Source organism: Geodermatophilus sp. SYSU D00708 (assembly GCF_054050115.1).
This window is the reverse complement of sequence record NZ_JBJGYS010000016.1, coordinates 35,604-51,911: the sequence shown is the minus strand read 5'-3', so window position 1 is coordinate 51,911 and position 16,308 is coordinate 35,604. Positions and strand designations below refer to the sequence as shown.

The 16,308-nt window shown below is 75.5% G+C and carries 20 protein-coding genes; 9 read left to right on the top strand and 11 right to left on the bottom strand.

Annotated elements, in window-relative coordinates; all coding sequences use genetic code 11:
- Nucleotide 1: 1 nt before the first annotated feature.
- Genes ACI79D_RS14810 through ACI79D_RS14800 form a run of 3 tightly spaced genes read right to left on the bottom strand, consistent with a single transcriptional unit; the run spans nt 2 to nt 1,541 of the window.
- A complete protein-coding gene (locus tag ACI79D_RS14810; RefSeq protein ID WP_456919182.1) occupies nt 2–838 on the bottom strand; it encodes a hypothetical protein in 837 nt (278 codons plus the stop codon).
- Nucleotides 835–1,299 carry a hypothetical protein gene (locus ACI79D_RS14805; protein WP_456919181.1) on the bottom strand — a complete coding sequence of 155 codons (465 nt, stop codon included), beginning with the start codon at nt 1,297–1,299 and terminating at the stop codon, nt 835–837. The genes ACI79D_RS14810 and ACI79D_RS14805 overlap by 4 nt, the downstream gene beginning before the upstream one ends.
- Entirely contained in the window at nt 1,299–1,541 is a 243-nt protein-coding gene (locus ACI79D_RS14800; RefSeq protein WP_456919180.1) for a hypothetical protein, read from the bottom strand. The genes ACI79D_RS14805 and ACI79D_RS14800 overlap by 1 nt, the downstream gene beginning before the upstream one ends.
- Before the next feature lie 67 nt (nt 1,542–1,608).
- On the opposite strand from ACI79D_RS14800, the gene ACI79D_RS14795 reads away from it, so the two are divergent.
- Nucleotides 1,609–1,797, top strand: coding sequence for a hypothetical protein (locus ACI79D_RS14795; protein WP_456919179.1), 189 nt, complete (start codon nt 1,609–1,611; stop codon nt 1,795–1,797).
- Between the two features lie 153 nt (nt 1,798–1,950).
- Here the strand turns inward: ACI79D_RS14795 and ACI79D_RS14790 are convergent, their stop codons facing one another.
- The gene (locus ACI79D_RS14790) at nt 1,951–2,082 is read right to left on the bottom strand and encodes a hypothetical protein (protein WP_456919178.1); all 132 of its coding nucleotides are present in this window, start codon (nt 2,080–2,082) and stop codon (nt 1,951–1,953) included.
- A gap of 32 nt (nt 2,083–2,114) precedes the next feature.
- Between ACI79D_RS14790 and ACI79D_RS14785 the strand changes: the two genes are divergently transcribed.
- Complete coding sequence (locus ACI79D_RS14785) at nt 2,115–2,270, top strand: hypothetical protein (RefSeq protein ID WP_456919177.1); 156 nt, start codon at nt 2,115–2,117, stop codon at nt 2,268–2,270.
- 155 nt (nt 2,271–2,425) lie between these two features.
- On the opposite strand, the gene ACI79D_RS14780 is transcribed toward ACI79D_RS14785, so the two are convergent.
- Nucleotides 2,426–3,364 carry a hypothetical protein gene (locus tag ACI79D_RS14780; protein ID WP_456919176.1) on the bottom strand — a complete coding sequence of 313 codons (939 nt, stop codon included), beginning with the start codon at nt 3,362–3,364 and terminating at the stop codon, nt 2,426–2,428.
- Between the two features lie 206 nt (nt 3,365–3,570).
- Here ACI79D_RS14780 and ACI79D_RS14775 point away from each other — a divergent pair, with 206 nt between their 5' ends.
- The 3 genes from ACI79D_RS14775 to dxs all read left to right on the top strand — a co-directional run bounded on the left by ACI79D_RS14775 (nt 3,571) and on the right by dxs (nt 6,258).
- Complete coding sequence (locus ACI79D_RS14775; RefSeq protein ID WP_456919175.1) at nt 3,571–3,801, top strand: DUF4177 domain-containing protein; 231 nt, start codon at nt 3,571–3,573, stop codon at nt 3,799–3,801.
- Between the two features lie 58 nt (nt 3,802–3,859).
- Nucleotides 3,860–4,228 carry a hypothetical protein gene (locus tag ACI79D_RS14770; protein WP_456919174.1) on the top strand — a complete coding sequence of 123 codons (369 nt, stop codon included), beginning with the start codon at nt 3,860–3,862 and terminating at the stop codon, nt 4,226–4,228.
- A 116-nt stretch (nt 4,229–4,344) separates the two neighbouring features.
- A complete protein-coding gene (gene dxs, locus ACI79D_RS14765; protein WP_456919173.1) occupies nt 4,345–6,258 on the top strand; it encodes a 1-deoxy-D-xylulose-5-phosphate synthase in 1,914 nt (637 codons plus the stop codon).
- Between the two features lie 155 nt (nt 6,259–6,413).
- Here dxs and ACI79D_RS14760 read toward each other — a convergent pair whose 3' ends face one another.
- Together ACI79D_RS14760 and ACI79D_RS14755 are read right to left on the bottom strand one after the other, a co-directional pair.
- Nucleotides 6,414–7,631, bottom strand: a complete 1,218-nt coding sequence (locus ACI79D_RS14760; protein ID WP_456919172.1) for a ribonuclease D — start codon at nt 7,629–7,631, stop codon at nt 6,414–6,416.
- Nucleotides 7,632–7,790: 159 nt separating this feature from the next.
- Nucleotides 7,791–8,423, bottom strand: coding sequence for a DUF3000 domain-containing protein (locus tag ACI79D_RS14755; protein WP_456919171.1), 633 nt, complete (start codon nt 8,421–8,423; stop codon nt 7,791–7,793).
- A gap of 71 nt (nt 8,424–8,494) precedes the next feature.
- Between ACI79D_RS14755 and hemE the strand changes: the two genes are divergently transcribed.
- Both hemE and hemG read left to right on the top strand, forming a co-directional pair.
- Nucleotides 8,495–9,550, top strand: coding sequence for a uroporphyrinogen decarboxylase (gene hemE / locus ACI79D_RS14750; protein ID WP_456919170.1), 1,056 nt, complete (start codon nt 8,495–8,497; stop codon nt 9,548–9,550).
- Entirely contained in the window at nt 9,547–10,944 is a 1,398-nt protein-coding gene (hemG, locus tag ACI79D_RS14745) for a protoporphyrinogen oxidase (protein WP_456919169.1), read from the top strand. The genes hemE and hemG overlap by 4 nt, the downstream gene beginning before the upstream one ends.
- Nucleotides 10,945–10,948: 4 nt before the next feature.
- Here the strand turns inward: hemG and ACI79D_RS14740 are convergent, their stop codons facing one another.
- Nucleotides 10,949–11,326, bottom strand: a complete 378-nt coding sequence (locus ACI79D_RS14740; RefSeq protein WP_456919168.1) for a hypothetical protein — start codon at nt 11,324–11,326, stop codon at nt 10,949–10,951.
- 59 nt (nt 11,327–11,385) lie between these two features.
- On the opposite strand from ACI79D_RS14740, the gene hemQ reads away from it, so the two are divergent.
- A complete protein-coding gene (gene hemQ / locus ACI79D_RS14735; RefSeq protein ID WP_456919167.1) occupies nt 11,386–12,102 on the top strand; it encodes a hydrogen peroxide-dependent heme synthase in 717 nt (238 codons plus the stop codon).
- Between the two features lie 96 nt (nt 12,103–12,198).
- Here hemQ and msrB read toward each other — a convergent pair whose 3' ends face one another.
- The 3 genes from msrB to ACI79D_RS14720 are packed head-to-tail and all read right to left on the bottom strand — an operon-like array spanning nt 12,199 to nt 15,461.
- Nucleotides 12,199–12,615 carry a peptide-methionine (R)-S-oxide reductase MsrB gene (gene msrB / locus ACI79D_RS14730; protein ID WP_456919166.1) on the bottom strand — a complete coding sequence of 139 codons (417 nt, stop codon included), beginning with the start codon at nt 12,613–12,615 and terminating at the stop codon, nt 12,199–12,201.
- A 30-nt stretch (nt 12,616–12,645) separates the two neighbouring features.
- Nucleotides 12,646–13,323, bottom strand: a complete 678-nt coding sequence (locus ACI79D_RS14725) for a response regulator (protein ID WP_456919165.1) — start codon at nt 13,321–13,323, stop codon at nt 12,646–12,648.
- The gene (locus ACI79D_RS14720; RefSeq protein WP_456919164.1) at nt 13,320–15,461 is read right to left on the bottom strand and encodes a histidine kinase; all 2,142 of its coding nucleotides are present in this window, start codon (nt 15,459–15,461) and stop codon (nt 13,320–13,322) included. Before ACI79D_RS14720 ends, ACI79D_RS14725 begins: the two co-directional genes overlap by 4 nt.
- A 176-nt stretch (nt 15,462–15,637) precedes the next feature.
- Between ACI79D_RS14720 and ACI79D_RS14715 the strand changes: the two genes are divergently transcribed.
- Complete coding sequence (locus ACI79D_RS14715; RefSeq protein ID WP_456919163.1) at nt 15,638–16,285, top strand: hypothetical protein; 648 nt, start codon at nt 15,638–15,640, stop codon at nt 16,283–16,285.
- Nucleotides 16,286–16,308: the final 23 nt, after the last annotated feature.

The following is a 16,308-nucleotide window of genomic DNA, read 5'->3' as shown; positions in this document are numbered from 1 at the left end:
GTCAGTTCCCCTTGACGGTGCGGCCGAAGGCGCCGCTGATGGCGGCGTCGATGTCGGACTCGGAGATGTCGGTGATGTCGCCGCCGTCGGACTCCTGCGCGGAGCCGAGCGAGCCGAACAGCGGGGCCGGGGCGGTGCTCTGGCCCTCAGCCAGCTCGGCCTCGGCGTCGGCCACGGCGGCCTCGACGGCGGCGGTGATCGCCTCGTCGGCGATCGTGCCGTCGACGACCGGCAGCGCGGCGACTACGGACTCGACCAGCCGCGCCTGGGTGCGGACGCGGTCGGCGATCACCTTGAACTCGGCGACCTTCGCGGCGACCTTCGGGCGGGCGGCGTGGCGGGCGTTCGACTCGGCCATGGCGGCGCGGGCGGCGTCGCGCTCGGCTTCGAGCGTGGTCACCCGGCCGGCGGCCTCTTCGAGCTGGGCCAGGCGGCCCTCCTCGATCTGGGGCATGTGGGACTCCTCGGTGTCCGTGGTGGTGGGGGGTGCCTCGACCGAGGTGACCGGGACGTATCGCGTCTCGATGCGGACCTCGACGGGCTGGCCGGTGAGGGTGACGGCGCCGTCGGTCTCGCTGTAGGTGTGCTGGAACAGGCCGGAGTGGGCCTCGGTCTCGCGCTCGTACCAGACCTGGCCGTCGTCGAAGTCGCGCAGCCACACCCACGACTTGTCGCCGCCATAGGCGTCGCACAACGCCTGCTGCAGCTGCTCGCGGAGCTCGTTGGCGGTGGCCTCGGCGACCCCGCGCTGCACGGCCTGGCGGACGACGTGGGAAGGGGTCGCGGACTCGATGACCTGGTAGCGACCGCCCCGCCCGGCGCGGGTTACGAAGTTCACCGACTGGCCTCGACGAGGCGGCCGACGATCCGGCCGCGGCGACCCTCGGCCTCGCCCATGGTGACGTCCGCGGACGCCCGGATGGAGACGCCGATGGCCTCGGCCAGCTCGGGCTGGCGGAACGTCTCGGCGTGCGGCGGCAGCAGCTGCGCTTCGGCGACCAGCCTCTGGTCGGCGGCGTCCCAGCGGGCGGCCTCAGTGAGCACCGCGGCGAGGTCGCGTAGCGACCGCTCGGGGCGCTCGTTGTACTCCCGCTGGATGGGGTGATCGACGTACAGATGCAGGCCGGCACCGAAGACGCCGTCGCGGGCGGCCTGCTCGAGGATCTCGGCGAAGTAGTAGCCGGAGGAGCCCCAGCCGGAGGAGCCCCAGCCGGGGGTGATGAGGGTGACCTCGATGCGCCCAGCGCCGTTCGGGGTTGCCTCGATCGTGGGGCGGGCCTCGGTAAGCAGTTCGGGCATCAGGCACCCCCTCGCGGCGGCCAGTTCCAGTGGCCCGGCGTGGGCTCTTCGGCGGATGGGAAGCTCGTGATGAAAAACATGCCGGTCGGGTTGAGGACGGCCAGCCCGACGGCTGGGGTCACCTCGTCCTCGGCCGGGGTGCCGATCTCCGTGATGCTCGCGGCGCGGGGCTCGGGCAGGTACTCGCCGCCCGGCGTCCCGTAGGACTGGTAGTGGACGACGCGGCCGATGGTGGGCTGCACGACGCCTCCTCTCTACGGTGGGCACGGGCAGCGGAGAGCTGCACGAGGTGGAGCACGGGGAGACGGCATGGCAGACGTCAAGGTCAAGACGGTCGACGGCGAAACGCTCGACATGGAGGTGTCTGACGATCAGGCGCGAGAGCTCGTTGACTGGTTTGACGACGCAAGCAAGGACCCGGTGGTCAACCTGACCGACCCGACGCTGGGCAACATCTACCTCCGCCGCGACCACGTCATCTGGCTGTCCGTGCGGTGACCGTCAGTGGGCGCTGACGACGCGAACGAGGGCACCGGGCCGGGCGAGTGCCCGCAGCACCGGTGGCGCGTGGCGCGCATGGTGTTGGACTGGCGCGGCACCCTGTTCGTGCACCGCTGCGAGGACTGCGACGCGGAACTGGTGGAGCCGGCGTCAGGCGACCGGCTGTAGGTCCCGCACCGGGGTCTGCTGGAACGACCGCCGCCAGCTGGCGTTCGGCCGCTCGGTGGCGAGCGACGCCCAGTGGGCGCCGTCGTCGAGGGCCTTGAGCCGGGCCGGGCCCATGACCGCGAGCTGCTGCTCGGGGGTGAGGCGGGGTGCCGCTGTACGACGTCCAGGCGCTGCTGGGGCGCGAGAGCCCGCAGATCACGGCGCGGTACTCGCATCTGCAGCCGGATGCGCACGGGGCGGTGGAGGCGGCGTGGCGGCGGATGCTGGAGCGGCGGCGGCGGCCGGACGCGGCCGACGGCTGACTCGCGTATGTCCCGGCGCACGTCGGGCGCACGGGGCATGTGTCGGCCCGAGGGACCGGGGGCTGACCTGCGGGTTCTTGGGAGACAGGTGTTCCCGATGACCCACCACGTGGAGTGCGTCGCGCTGCTCACCTCGGCCTGAGCCGGCCGCGGCGTCAGAAGGCGCAGCCGCCGCCGGAGGCGATCGGGCCGGCGATCACCGGCAGGCCCGGCCCCGGGTCGACGACGACGGGGTGGACGCCGGTCAGCCGGCCCATGCAGGTGTCGGCGGACGACGAGCTGCCGTCCCGGCCGTCGACCCAGACGTCGAGCCAGGTGGACGCCGACGACGGGAACCCGGTGTGGCAGGCGCCGTCCTGCGGGGAGTCACCGTCGCCGCAGGTGTCCTCGACGATCAGGTAGCGCTTGATCGAGGGGACGTAGAAGCGCGTGCCGGCGGCCCAGTCCAGCGTGTCCCCGCCCCCGGCCTTGGAGTGGCCCACCGCGACGGTGATCGGGTCGTCGTAGGTGCCGCTGCCGCCCGCCGTCCGGTGCACCTTCGGGTGGGAGATGCGCGGGCTGCCGGCGGGGGTGTTGTCGAAGTAGGAGTACCCGGTCAGGTAGGCCTGGATCTGCCGTCCCCCGGCGGGCGCGGCGGCCGCGGCCGGGGGCGCCGGCGCCGGGGCCTCGCTGGTGCGGCGCGGTGCGGGAGCGGACTCGGTCTCGTCGTCCTCGGCCGGGGCGGCCGGAGCGGCCGCCGGCTCCCCGACCGGCTCGGGCTCGGCGGTCTCGGCCGGGGCCGGCGTCGTCTCCGCGGGGGCGGTGGTGGACGGCGCGGCCGGGCTCGAGGACGCCGACGTGGTGGCGCGCGAGGCGTCGCCGATCCCGCTGTCGCCGCCCGTCGTCGGAGCGGACGTCGCGTCGTCGGTCTCCGTCGCGGTCTCCGTCGCGGTCGCCGCCTCGGTCGCCGCGAAGGAGGCCGGCTGCTGCGCGTCGAGGGCGATCGCGCCGAGCCCCGCGGCGATGCCCACCAGGGCGAGGGCGCCGAGGACGGCGGTCGCCGTCCGGGCTCGGCGGTTCCCGGGCAGGGCGGCATGGCGGTGCGACGACGGCATGGAGGTCCCCTCGCGGGTGGGTCCGGCAGCAGGCGGCGCCGAGGCTCGGGGACCGAGGGACGGACACTCAGTGGAGTCGGTCCAGCGCCGGCGTCACGTTAGCCTGACCAGGACGGGTGACGGAAGGGTTCGGTTCAGTTTCGCTGAGTAACCAGTGTTGCGGTCGCCGTCCGGCCGCGCCGGGGCCTCGGCTACCGTGACGACCCGTGACCACCTGGGAGTACGCCTCGGTCATCACGGCGAACGAGGCCGAGTCCATGCGAGCCGGGGTGAGCGTGAAGCTCCCCGGTGGCCAGCTCGAGCGGCAGGCCGGTGACACCAGTTCGGTGCTCAACCGGCTCGGCAGCGAGGGGTGGGAGCTGGTCAGCTACCACTCCAGCGGCGCCGGCACCTGGGGCTTCGAGCAGTTCTGGCTGAAGCGGCCGACCTCGGCCTAGCAGGTCCGGCCGGCGTTCCGCATCGAACGTCCGTTCGAACCGGTGGCACACTGGTGCGGTGGACGCGACGGTGCCGCCGGGCTGGCCGGACGCGGTGCGCCCACCCGGCGCCCCGGACTGGGAGCACAGCGCCGTCGCGTGGCTGTTCGACCTCGTCCCGCCCGACTACCGGGCGCACGAGGTGCTGCGCCGCTACCCGGTGGTGCTCGCCCGCTTCGCGCGCGACCACGTCCGCGCCGGGCTCGAGGCGGCGCGCGCGGGCTGGCGCACCGTCCGCGTGGACCTCGCCGACGACCTGCCGGCCGACGCGATGGAGGCGGCGATCGGCGCCTACGAGCGCGAGGGCGCCCGGCTGGCGGCCGCCGCCCGGGGGGTCGAGGTGGTCGCCGGGGCGCTGCGCGGGGAGCGGTGGGTGCCCCGTCTGTGAGCGGCGCATCCGCAGCCGGTGCTCGACCGGAAGAGGTGGGCAACCACGGCTACAGTTGATCGGCGGCCGTTGCCGAGCCGTGCACCTGCCGCCGATGGAGAGGACGCTTCCCCCTCGTGTCGCTCCTGCGATCGCTCCGCACCCCCGCCGACCTCAAGGCGCTCTCCCCGGAGCAACTGCCGGTCCTCGCCGCCGAGATCCGTGACGCCCTCGTCACCAGCGTCGCCCGCACCGGCGGCCACCTCGGGCCCAACCTCGGTGCCGTCGAGCTGACCATCGCCCTGCACCGCGTCTTCGACTCCCCGCGCGAGCCGATCGTCTTCGACACCGGTCACCAGAGCTACGTGCACAAGATGCTCACCGGCCGCGTCGAGGACTTCCAGCGGCTGCGCCAGCGCGACGGCCTGTCCGGCTACCCGAGCCGTGCCGAGAGCGAGCACGACTGGGTCGAGAACAGCCACGCCTCCACCTCGCTGTCCTACGCCGACGGGCTGGCCAAGGCATTCGCCCTGCGCGGGGAGCGGCGGCCGGTGGTCGCGGTGATCGGCGACGGCGCGCTCACCGGCGGCATGGCCTGGGAGGCGCTGAACAACATCGCCGCGGCGAAGAACCGCCCGGTGGTGATCGTCGTCAACGACAACGGCCGCTCCTACTCGCCGACGATCGGCGGCGTCGCCGACGCGCTGGCCACCCTGCGGCTGCGGCCCGGCTACGAGCAGGCGCTGCTGCAGGTGCGCCAGGCGCTGCACCGCGCCCCCGTGCTCGGTTCTGCGCTGTACGACGCGCTGCACGCGATCAAGAAGGGGCTCAAGGACGTCCTCTCGCCCCAGGGCATGTTCGAGGACCTCGGCCTCAAGTACCTCGGCCCGGTCGACGGCCACGACGTCCGGGCGATGGAGTCCGCGCTGCGGCGGGCCCGCTCGTTCGGTGGGCCGGTCATCGTGCACGCCGTCACGACGAAGGGCTTCGGCTACCCGCCGGCCGAGACCGACCAGATCGACGCCTGGCACGCCACCGGTGTCTTCGACCCCGACAGCGGCGCCTGCGCCGCCGCGGCCCGCGACTGGACGGCCGCCTTCTCCGACGAGCTGGTCCGGATCGGCACCGAGCGCTCCGACGTCGTGGCGATCACCGCGGCGATGCTGCACCCGACCGGGCTGGCGCCCTTCGCCGAGCGCTTCCCCGAGCGGACCTACGACGTCGGCATCGCCGAGCAGCACGCGCTGACCTCCGCCGCCGGCCTGGCGATGGCCGGGATGCACCCGGTGGTCGCCGTCTACTCGACCTTCCTCAACCGCGCGTTCGACCAGCTGCTCATGGACGTCGCGCTGCACCGCCAGCCGGTGACCGTCGTCCTCGACCGGGCCGGGGTGACCGGCACGGACGGCGCCTCGCACAACGGCATGTGGGACATGTCGATCCTGTCGGTGGTCCCCGGGGTGCGGCTGGCCGCCCCGCGCGACGAGCCGACCCTGCGCGAGGCGCTGCGGGAGGCCGTCGCGGTGACCGACGGGCCGACCGTCGTCCGCTTCCCGAAGGGCGCCCCGCCGGTCGACATCCCGGCCCTGGAGCGGCGCGGCCCGGTCGACGTCCTCCGCCGGGGAGCGACGCCGGAGGTGCTGCTCGTCGCGGTCGGGTCGATGGTGCCGACCTGCCTGGCCGCGGCCGAGCGCGCGGCCGACCACGGCATCGACGTCACGGTCGTCGACCCGCGCTGGGTGCTGCCGGTCTCCGACGAGCTGGTGGAGCTGGCCGCCGGGCACCGGCTGGTCGTCACGGTCGAGGACGGCGGCCGCGCCGGCGGGGTCGGGTCCACGCTGACCCGGGCGCTGCAGGACCGGGGCTGCGACGTCCCGCTGCGGACGATGGGTCTGCCGCAGGAGTTCCTCGAGCACGGCAGCCGCGGTCAGGTGCTCGCCGACGTCGGCCTCACCGAGCAGGACGTCGCCCGGCGGATCACCGAGTGGACCGCCGTCCTGGCCGAGCGCACCGAGGGCCGCGTCGCCGAGGCGGTCGAGGAGACGCCGTGACCGGCACGGTCGTCGCCGCGACCCAGTAGCCGGGCCCGGGCCGGGATCGCCGGGGTTCCTCGCACGGTGCGGGCGCTGCAGCGCCGGCACTGCGCGAGGAACGCACGCAACGGCGACCTCCGGGACACCCCGGTCCGGCCGAGGCGCCGCCGGGCTCAGGCGCGGGCGAGCGCGTCGGTGAGCAGGCCGCGGGTGAGCTCGACCTGCCACTCGCGCGCACCGCCGGCGCGCAGGGCCGCCGCGACCGTCTCGGCGTCCCGCGGCTCCGGCGGGGTCCACATCAGCCGGCGCACCAGGTCGGGGGAGAGCAGGTTCTCCACCGGCACCCGGTGCTTCTCCGACAGCTCCGCCAGGCCGGCGCGGGCCACCTGCAGCCGGGTGGCCGCGGCGGGGTCGCGGTCGGCCCACCGGCTGACCGGGGGCGGGCCGTCCCCGGGCTTGCTGTGCTGCGGCAGTTCCGACTCCGGCAGCTCCCGGCCGCGGGCGAGCGCGCCGAACCAGGTGCCCACGAGCTTGCGGTTGGCCCGGCCGCGGAAGACCGGCAGCTCCAGCAGGGCCGCCTCCGACCGCGGGTCGGCCTGGACGGCGGAGACCATCGCGGCGTCGGGCAGCACCCGCCCGGGGGCGACGTCGCGGCGCCGGGCCAGGTCGTCGCGCGCCTGCCACAGCGAGCGCAGCATGCCCAGCTGCCGGCGGTTGCGCAGCCCGTGGACGCCGGAGGTACGCCGCCACGGGTCGGGCTTGGGCGCGGGCGGCCCGGCGGCGAGGATCGCCTCGAACTCCTGGCGGGCCCACTCGGTCTTGCCCTGCTCGTCCAGGATCTCGGCCAGCGCGTCGCGCAGGTCCACGAGCACCTCGACGTCCAGGGCGGCGTAGACGAGCCACTCCTCGGGCAGCGGCCGGGTGCTCCAGTCCGCGGCCGAGTGCCCCTTCTGCAGCGAGTACCCGAGCAGCGACTCCACGACGGCGCCCAGGCCCACCCGCGGCAGCCCGGCCAGCCGCGCGGCCAGCTCGGTGTCGAAGACCCGGGTGGGCACCAGGCCGAGCTCGGCCAGGCAGGGGAGGTCCTGGTTGGCCGCGTGCAGCACCCACTCCGTGTCGGCGATCGCCTCCTGGAGCACCGACAGGTCCGGCAGCGGAACCGGGTCGACCAGCCCGGTCCCCGCGCCGTCGCGGCGCAGCTGGACGAGGTAGGCGCGCTGCCCGTAGCGGTAGCCGGAGGCGCGCTCGGCGTCGACGGCGACCGGGCCGGTGCCGGCGCGCAGCGCCTCGGCGTACTCGACCAGCGCGGTGGAGGTCTCGATGACCGGGGGTAGCCCGTCGCGAGGGACGAGCAGCGGGGTCGCCGGGGGAGGGGTCGGTTCCTCGTCCACTGCCGGGATGGGCTCGGTGCTCAGCGCTCGTCCACCTTCTCGCCCGTGTCGTCGACCAGTGCGGTGCCGGCAGCACGCAGCCTGCGCGGAACGGGACCGCAGGAGGCCGGGGAGGGGCAGCCGGCGCGGGGGCGTCGCGCCCCCCGTCGGACACCGATGTTACGGAGTCCCACTCCCGGCAGGACCGGAGGGACCCAGCAGCCGGACGCCGGGCGGCGGCAGACCGGCCGCGTTGCCGAGAACCTCCAGCCAGGCGGCGAGGTGCCGGTCGAGCGCGGTGTCCTCGGCGGTCCAGGAGGCGCGGATCTCCACGTCGACGGAGTGCTGCGGCCCGGCCAGCTCGCCGAACCGCGTCGACGCGGTGCGGGTGACCGTGCCGCCGACGGCGTGGTGCGCGGCGCCGGCCTCGGTGAGGGCCTCGGTGAGCCAGCTCCACGCCACCTCGGAGAACATCGCGTCGTCCACCATGTGCTCGTCGGTGGCCGCCGACAGGTAGCCGACGCAGCGCGTCGTCCCGGCCCAGGACTCGTGCCCCGCGGGGTCGTGCAGGACGATGAAGCGCGCGCTGGCGACCTCGACGTCCTCGTCGCCGTCGGGCTCGGTGACCAGCGCGCCGATGGCGTGGGCGAACGGCGCCAGTCGCTGCGGCGCGGGGATGTGCTCGAGCTGGATCTCCGGGCGGACCGTCACCCGCGTCAGGGCCTCCAGGGCAGCCCGGAACTCCTCCGGGGGTTCCTCGCCGGGCCGGTCCCCGGGGCCGCGCCCGGCGCCGGCCAGGCTCGATGGCTCCACGCTCGCAGAGTAGGACCAGAACCGGGCCCGCGCCGCCGACGCGCCGCACCGTTCTGGGAGGATCGACGGTCGTGACCCCAGCTGGCGACGCCCGGACCCATCCCGCCGACTCGGACCTCGTCTCCGCCGCGCGCGGCCTGCCGGTGTCCCGGACCCCGGTGTGGTTCATGCGCCAGGCGGGCCGGTCGCTCCCGGAGTACCGGGCCCTGCGGGCCGACACCCGCATGCTCGACGCCTGTCAGCACCCCGACCTGATCACCGAGATCACCCTGCAGCCGGTGCGCCGGCACGGGGTGGACGCCGCGATCCTCTTCTCCGACATCGTGCTGCCGCTGGTCGTCGCCGGCGTCGACGTCGACATCAAGCCGGGGGTGGGCCCGGTCGTGGCCCACCCCGTGCGCACCGTCGCCGACGTCGACGCGCTGCCGCCGCTGGAGCCCGAGCGGCTGGAGTTCCTCGCCACCGCGGTGCGCGCACTGGTCGCCGAGCTCGGGCCGATCCCGCTCATCGGCTTCGCCGGGGCGCCGTTCACCCTGGCCACCTACCTGATCGAGGGCGGCCCGTCGAAGGAGCACGCCCGCACCAAGGCGTTCATGTACGCCGAGCCCGAGGCCTGGACCCGCTTGCTGGACCGGCTCGCGGTCTCGGCGGCGACGTTCCTCCGGGCCCAGGTCGACGCCGGCGCGTCCGCGGTGCAGCTGTTCGACTCGTGGGCCGGCGTGCTGTCGGCCGCGGACTACGCCGAGCGGGTGCTGCCGCACTCGCGGGCGGTCTTCGACGGCCTGGGCGACCGCGACGTGCCGCGCATCCACTTCGGCGTCGGCACCGGGGAGCTGCTGGCGCTCATCGGGGACGCCGGCGCCGACGTCGTGGGCGTCGACTGGCGGGTGCCGCTGGACGAGGCGGCCCGCCGGGTGGGGCCGCAGCGCTCCCTGCAGGGCAACCTCGACCCCGCCGTCCTGCTGGCGGACCCGGCGACCGTCGACCGGGAGGTGCGGCGGGTCGTCGCGCAGGGCCGGGCCGCCCGCGGGCACGTGTTCAACCTCGGCCACGGCGTCCTGCCCGAGACCGACCCGGGCGTGCTGACCCACGTCGTCGAGCTGGTCCACGAGCTGACCACGCAGTGACTCCGTCCCACCCCACCACCCCGGCGAAGTCCCGCCGGCTGGTCGTCGTCGGCGCCGGGATCACCGGCCTGGCCGCCGCGTTCGAGTGGCGCCGCCGGCGTCCGGACGACGAGATCGTCGTGCTGGAGGCCGGCGACCGCATCGGCGGCAAGCTGGGCCGCGTCGAGCTGGCCGGGCACTGGTACGACACCGGCCCCGAGGCGATGCTCGCCCGCGTGCCGGAGGCGGTGCAGCTGGTGGAGCGCCTCGGCCTGGCCGACCGGCTGGTGGCGCCGGCGACCACCCAGGCGGCCGTCGTCCTGCCCGACGGGCGGTACCCGCTGCCGGCCGGGACCGTCCTCGGTGTGCCCGCCTCGGCCGACGGGCTCGAGGGCGTGCTGACGCCGGCCGGCGTGGCCCGGGTGGCCGCCGAGGCGCAGCTGCCGCCGCTGTCCCTGGACGGCGACGTCGCGGTCGGCGCCCTGCTGCGCGAGCGGCTCGGCGACGAGGTGGTCGACCGGCTGGTCGAGCCGCTGCTGGGCGGGGTGTACGCGGGCCGGGCCGACGAGCTGTCGCTGACCGCGACCATGCCGCAGCTGGCCGCGCACCTGCCGGGTGTCGGGTCGGTGCTGGCCGCGGCCGCCGCCGCCCGCGACGCCGGAGCGCGCAGCCGGTTCGACGCCGACGGGCCGGTGTTCGTGACCGTGTCCGACGGCATCGGCGGGTTGCCCGACGCGCTGGTGGCCGCCGCCCGGGCCGACGTCCGGCTGCGGACCCCGGCGCACGGCCTCACCCGGACGGCCACCGGCTTCGAGCTGTCGGTCGGGCCCGCCGCCGCCCCGCAGCGGCTGACCGCCGACGCCGTCCTCGTCACCGCCCCGGCGCCGAAGGCCGCGCGGCTGCTCGGCGAGGTCGCGCCCGCCGCGGTGGAGCCGCTGCAGGGCATCCCGTACGCGTCGATGGCCGTGGTGGCGATGGCCTTCCCGGCGCAGCAGGTCGCGGCCGGGTCGGGCCTGCTCGTGCCGCCGGTGACCGGGCGCCTGGTCAAGGGGGTCACCGTGTCGTCGGCGAAGTGGCCGCACCTCGCCGGGGACCACCTGCTGGTGCGCTCCTCGGTCGGCCGCTTCCGCGACGAGACGGAGCTGCAGCGCACCGACGAGGACCTCACCGCGGCCGTGGTGGCCGACGTCGCCGACCTGCTGGGACTGTCCCGCCCCGAGCCGGTGGCCACCCGGCTGGTGCGCTGGGGCGGCGGGTTGCCGCAGTACCTCGTCGGGCACTCCGGCCGGGTGGACGCCGTCCGGGCCGCGGTGAGCGAGGTGCCCGGGCTGGCGATCGCGGGCGCGGCGTTCCGGGGCGTGGGCGTGCCCGCCTGCATCCGCGACGCGTACCACGCCCTCGACGCGCTGGGCTGAGACCTCAGGGTCCGCGTCGCCCGGTGACCGGCCGGGCGTCGCCGTCCTCCCGGTACAGGACGACGACGTCGTGCCCCAGCGCGTCCAGCTCGTGCTGGAGCGCGTGGGCCAGGTGCAGCCCGTCGCGGGTCCACGCCGCCCACTCGGCCTCGTCGTCCGCACGGTGCTCCGGCGGGGGCGGGCCCCAGTTCCACCGGGCCGCGTGCTCCTCGTACCGCTCGTTCCAGTCGGTGAGCCGGGCGGTGAGGTCCGCGGAGATGCCGAGGTCCTCGGGCTCCACGGTGTCGACCGCGCCCGGGGAGCGGTCCCAGAGGAACGCCCCGCCGTGCTCGGCCATGAGCAGGACGGTGGTGGGCAGCGGCTCGTCGTCGGCAGCGCCCATGTGAGCAGTCTCCCCACCCGCGCGACCGGCGTCCCGCAGCCGCGCGCGAGAATGGGGCCATGAGCGAGCAGACCGACGAGCGCAGCATCGGCAAGCGGGCCAACGAGCTCAACGCGACCATCCGCTACACGATGTGGTCGGTGTTCCGCCTGGCCCGCCCGCTGGGGGAGGAGCCGCGCACGGTCCTCTCCGACGAGGTGCAGGGCCTGGTCGACGAGCTGGCCGGCAAGGACGTCGTCGTCCGCGGCACCTACGACGTGAGCGGGCTGCGGGCTGACGCCGACCTCATGGTCTGGTGGCACGCGCCGTCGGCGGAGGCGCTGCAGGAGGCCTACACCCGGCTGCGCCGCACGGCGCTGGGCCGACACCTGGAGCCGGTGTGGTCGCAGATGGCGCTGCACCGGCCGGCGGAGTTCAACCGCAGCCACATCCCGGCGTTCCTGGCCGACGAGCAGCCGCGCCGGTTCGTCTGCGTCTACCCGTTCGTGCGGTCCTACGAGTGGTACCTGCTGCCCGACGAGGAGCGGCGGGCGATGCTCGCCGAGCACGGGCAGATGGCCCGCGGCTTCCCGGACGTGCGGGCCAACACCGTCGCGTCGTTCGCGCTGGGCGACTACGAGTGGATGCTGGCCTTCGAGGCCGACGAGCTGCACCGCATCGTCGACCTCATGCGCGAGCTGCGGGCCTCGACGGCGCGGCGGCACGTCCGCGAGGAGGTCCCGTTCTACACCGGCGTCCGCAAGCCGGTCGCCGAGCTCGTCGCCGACCTGCCCTGACGCCACCTCTCCCGACGATCATGGGGTTCGGGAACGGACACCCGGCTGGACGCCGGCGTGTCGCTTCCCGGACCCCATGATCGCGGGGGTCGGGGCTCAGGCCTCGACCAGCCGGATGCTCACCGAGTTGATGCAGTAGCGGTCGCCGGTGGGGGTCTGCGGGGCGTCCTCGAACACGTGGCCCAGGTGGCTGTGGCAGGAGCCGCAGAGCACCTCGGTGCGGACCATCCCGTGGCTGCGGTCCTGGCGGAGGACGACGTTGTCGGCGGCCGTGGGCTCGTAGAACGACGGCCAGCCGCAGTGCGAGTCGAACTTCGTCTCGGAGCGGAACAGCTCCGCGCCGCACGCCCGGCAGGTGTAGACGCCCTGGGTCTTGGTGTCGACGTACTCACCGCTCCAGGGCCGCTCGGTGCCGGCCTGGCGGAGGACCCAGTACTCCTCCGGGGACAGCTGCGCCCGCCACTCCTCGTCGCTCTTCGTGACCTTCGGCTGGTTCTCCGCGGACGTCGTCATGCTTCAACGGTACGACGACTAAAGCGCCGGTCAGCGGCCCAGCCCGGCCTCCCGCGCCCGCACGATCGCCTGCGCCCGGTCGGTGACCTGCAGCTTGGTCAGCACGTTGGACACGTTGTTGCGCACCGTCTTCGGCGACAGGTACAGCGCGGCGGCGATCTGCGCGTTCGACCGGCCGGCGGCCACCAGGTCGAGCACTTCGCGCTCGCGGGCGGTGAGCTGGGGGAACGCCGTCTCCGGACCGCTCGGCCCGGCGGCGAAGAACTCGGCGATCCGGCGGGCCAGCGCCGCGCCGAAGACCGCGCCGCCGCCGGCCACCGTGGTGATCGCACGGACCACCTCCTCCTGGTCGGCGCCCTTGAGCAGGTAGCCCCGGGCCCCGGCGCGGACGGCGGCGAACACGGTGCCGTCGTCCTCGCTCATGGTCAGCACCACGACCCCCACGGACGGCGACTCGGCGGTGATCCGCCGGGTGGCCTCGATCCCGTCCAGGACCGGCATCTGCACGTCCATCACCACGACGTCGGGCTGCTCCTCGCGGGCCAGCACGACCGCGGCCGCGCCGTCGGCGGCGGTGCCCACGACGGTCAGCCCGGGCACCGAGCCGAGCAGGACCGCCAGCCCGTCGCGGTAGACCGGGTGGTCGTCCACCACCGCGATCCGCAGCGGTTCCTCCGGCTCGGTCACCATGCCCTCCTGCTCGATCACGCCGTCCCCCTCCCGTCCGCGGGCAGCACCGCCCGCACCACCGTGCCCCCCTCCGGCGGGCAGCTCACCGAGCAGCGGCCGCCCAGTTCCGCCGCGCGCTCGCGCAGCGACACCAGCCCCACCCCGGCGGGCGCGGCCGGGTCGATGCCGACACCGTCGTCGGCGACGTCGACCACCAGGGCGCCGTCGTCGTCGCAGGCCAGCGACACCCGGACCCGGGTCGCCGCGGCGTGCTTGGCGACGTTGGCCAGCGCCTCCGACGCGATCCGGTAGGCGGCCACCTCGACCGCCGCGGGCAGGGGGGCGAGCTCCTCGGCCGCCACGGTCACCGCGACCCGCGGGACGAGCAGCCGCTCGGCCTGCTGGCGCACCGCACCGGCCAGGCCCAGGTCGTCCAGCGCCGGTGGGCGCAGGTCGTGCACCAGCCGGCGGACGTCGGCCAGCGCGGCGGAGACGTCGTCCCGGGCCTGGCGGAGCAGCCGGTCGGCGTCCTCGGGCCGGGACGCGGCCAGGTTGCGCGCGGTGTCGATGCGCAGGACGACCGCGCCGAGGGAGGGCCCGAGCCCGTCGTGCAGGTCCCGGCGCAGGCGGCGGCGCTCCTCCTCGCGCGCGGCGACCAGTTGCTCGCGGCTGGCCTGCAGCTCGGCCGCCAGGGCGCTGGCCCGCGCCGCCGCGGCGGCCTGCCGGACGACGTCGGCGAGCAGCCGCTCGTCGCGGGTGACCAGCTGCGCGCGGACGCCGTCCCGGGGGAGCAGGAGCCGGCCGACCTCCTCGCCGCGGTAGGCGATCGGCAGGGACTGCACGCCGGCCGGGCGGCGGCCGGACTCGGCGAGCAGCTGCTGGCCGCCGGGCTGGTCGACCTCGACCCCCACGTACGGCGAGCGGAAGGCCTCGGCGATCCCGGCGGCGACCGCCATGAGCTGCTCCTCGGCGCCGTCGGTGCGCTCGAGCCGCTCGGCCAGGCCGGAGACGACCCGGTAGGGGTCCTCCCGCTCGCCGAGCACCCACCGGCGCACCAGCCGCCAGGCCTGGGCGCGCAGCGGCACGTAGAGCCCGGTGACGACGAGCAGCGCCAGCAGGGTGGCGTCGCGGTCGCCGAGCCGGTCGCCGAGCAGGGCGCCGGCACCGGCGATCACCGCGAGGTCGAGCAGGACGACGGCGACGGCGAGCCCGCCGTAGACCAGGGTGCCGCCGAGCAGCCGGTCGATGTCGACCGCCTGCGGGCGCAGGATGCCGACCGCGATCGCCGCGCCGGTGAGCGTGACGGCGATCGACAGCGCGAACGACGCCTCGTCCCCCGGGAAGACCAGGGCGGCGACCATGACCAGCAGGTCGACGACGGCCGCCCACAGCAGCCACCGCATCCGGCGGCGGCCCTCGCCGGTGGCCCGCCGGTACCGGGCGACGACGACGGCGACGGGCACGACCACACCCAGGACGGCGGCGGGGAAGGCCAGTCGCAGCAGCGGCAGGACGATCGGCTCCGGCAGCGGCAGGCTGGTCGGGTCCAGGTCGAGCGAGCGGTAGATGGCGGGCGTCTCGGAGCCGGCGCGAGCATCGGCGATCTCCGACGGCACCACCAGGAGCAGCGTCGGGAGCAGCGCGGTGGACGCCAGGCTCAGGATCGCGACGGGGCGCCACCGCCCGGTCGGCATCCGCCCGTCGGGGTAGAGCAGGAGCAGCAGGGGCAGCCCGAGCAGCAGCCAGGCGCCGAAGCGGTTGACGATCCAGAAGGCGGCCGTCCCGCCGGGCAGGGGCGGGTCGAACTGCAGGACGTGGGTCAGCCAGGACTGCGCGATCCCGTCGAGCGCCCAGAGCAGGCCCGTCCCGCCGACCACCCAGGAGACGGCGTTCCGCGGCGCGCGGCGCAGCAGCAGGGCGGCCGGCACGGCGAGCCCGATCCCGGGCAGCCCGATGATCCAGCCGGGCGTGGCCTGGGCCGCCTCGCGGGCGGCGGCCGGGGTGAGGACGTCGAGCACGGTGGCGCCCACCGCGAACGCCCCGGTGACGGCGACGAGCAGCCAGCCGACCAGCCGCAGCCCTGCTGTCGGGCGCTCACCGGGACGCTCCGGTCGCGGCGCGGGAGGGGGCTCCGGCGCCGTGGGGGTCGACCCGGCGACCGGGGCTCCTGCCTGCACGCGGGCGATCCTCGCCGACCGTCGTCCCGCGCGTCACGAGGCAGGTGTCCCGTGTCGCCCGGGACGGCGACGGGGACCGGATCGAGGGCGGCGCGCCCTGGCTGCCCGGGACGCCGCCCCGAGACGGTTCTCCCAGTCGGTGCACAGGGCACCGCCACCACGACCAGGGAGACGAGATGTCCCTCAGCACCACCCCCGCCAGCGCCCGCACCGACCTGGCCGCGGCCTCGCCGACGCCGTCCGGCACCCGGCCGGCCGCCACCACCCGGTTCGCCCGCGCCACCGGCGTCGCGGTGGCCACCGGCTCCGCGGCGTGGGCCGCCGGGCTGCTCGCCTTCGGCCCCAACCCGGACCCGGGCTGGGGGGACACGGTCTACAACCTGACCTCGCTGCTGTTCCAGCTCGGCCTGGTCGCGCTCGTGACCCTCCAGCTGCGCACCGGTGCGACGGGTACCGGCCGGCTGGCGCGCTTCTTCCTGCACGTCGAGCACGTGCTCCTCGGCCTGGCGATCGTCTCCACGCTGACCTGGATCTTCCTGCGGCAGTACGACGGCGCCACCTGGTTCCTGCTGCTGGACGCCTTCTGGCCGCTGTCGATGCTCGGCATGGCCGCCATCGGCGTCCGGATCGCGATCGCCGGCCGCTGGCAGGGGGCCGCGCGCTTCTGGCCGCTGGTGGCCGAGAGCTGGGCGCCGGTCGTCGTCCCGCTCAACGCGATCGTGCCCGCGGTCGCCGGTCTCGCGGGGGCGGCGCACCTCCTGGTCGGCTACGTCGCCCTCGGCCTGATCCTGGCCTGCCGACCGGAGCTGACCGGCGCCCGCTGAAGAAGGACCGCCCAGCTCACCCG

What these genes read in the sequence shown, in the direction of transcription:
- ACI79D_RS14795 (WP_456919179.1), top strand. Translation starts at nt 1,609, where the DNA reads ATGGCAGACGTCAAGGTCAAGACGGTCGACGGCGAAACGCTCGACATG.
- hemQ (WP_456919167.1), top strand. Translation starts at nt 11,386, where the DNA reads ATGAGCGAGCAGACCGACGAGCGCAGCATCGGCAAGCGGGCCAACGAG.
- ACI79D_RS14805 (WP_456919181.1), bottom strand. Translation starts at nt 1,299, where the DNA reads ATGCCCGAACTGCTTACCGAGGCCCGCCCCACGATCGAGGCAACCCCG.
- ACI79D_RS14790 (WP_456919178.1), bottom strand. Translation starts at nt 2,082, where the DNA reads ATGGGCCCGGCCCGGCTCAAGGCCCTCGACGACGGCGCCCACTGGGCG.
- ACI79D_RS14715 (WP_456919163.1), top strand. Translation starts at nt 15,638, where the DNA reads ATGTCCCTCAGCACCACCCCCGCCAGCGCCCGCACCGACCTGGCCGCG.
- ACI79D_RS14780 (WP_456919176.1), bottom strand. Translation starts at nt 3,364, where the DNA reads ATGCCGTCGTCGCACCGCCATGCCGCCCTGCCCGGGAACCGCCGAGCC.
- msrB (WP_456919166.1), bottom strand. Translation starts at nt 12,615, where the DNA reads ATGACGACGTCCGCGGAGAACCAGCCGAAGGTCACGAAGAGCGACGAG.
- ACI79D_RS14740 (WP_456919168.1), bottom strand. Translation starts at nt 11,326, where the DNA reads ATGGGCGCTGCCGACGACGAGCCGCTGCCCACCACCGTCCTGCTCATG.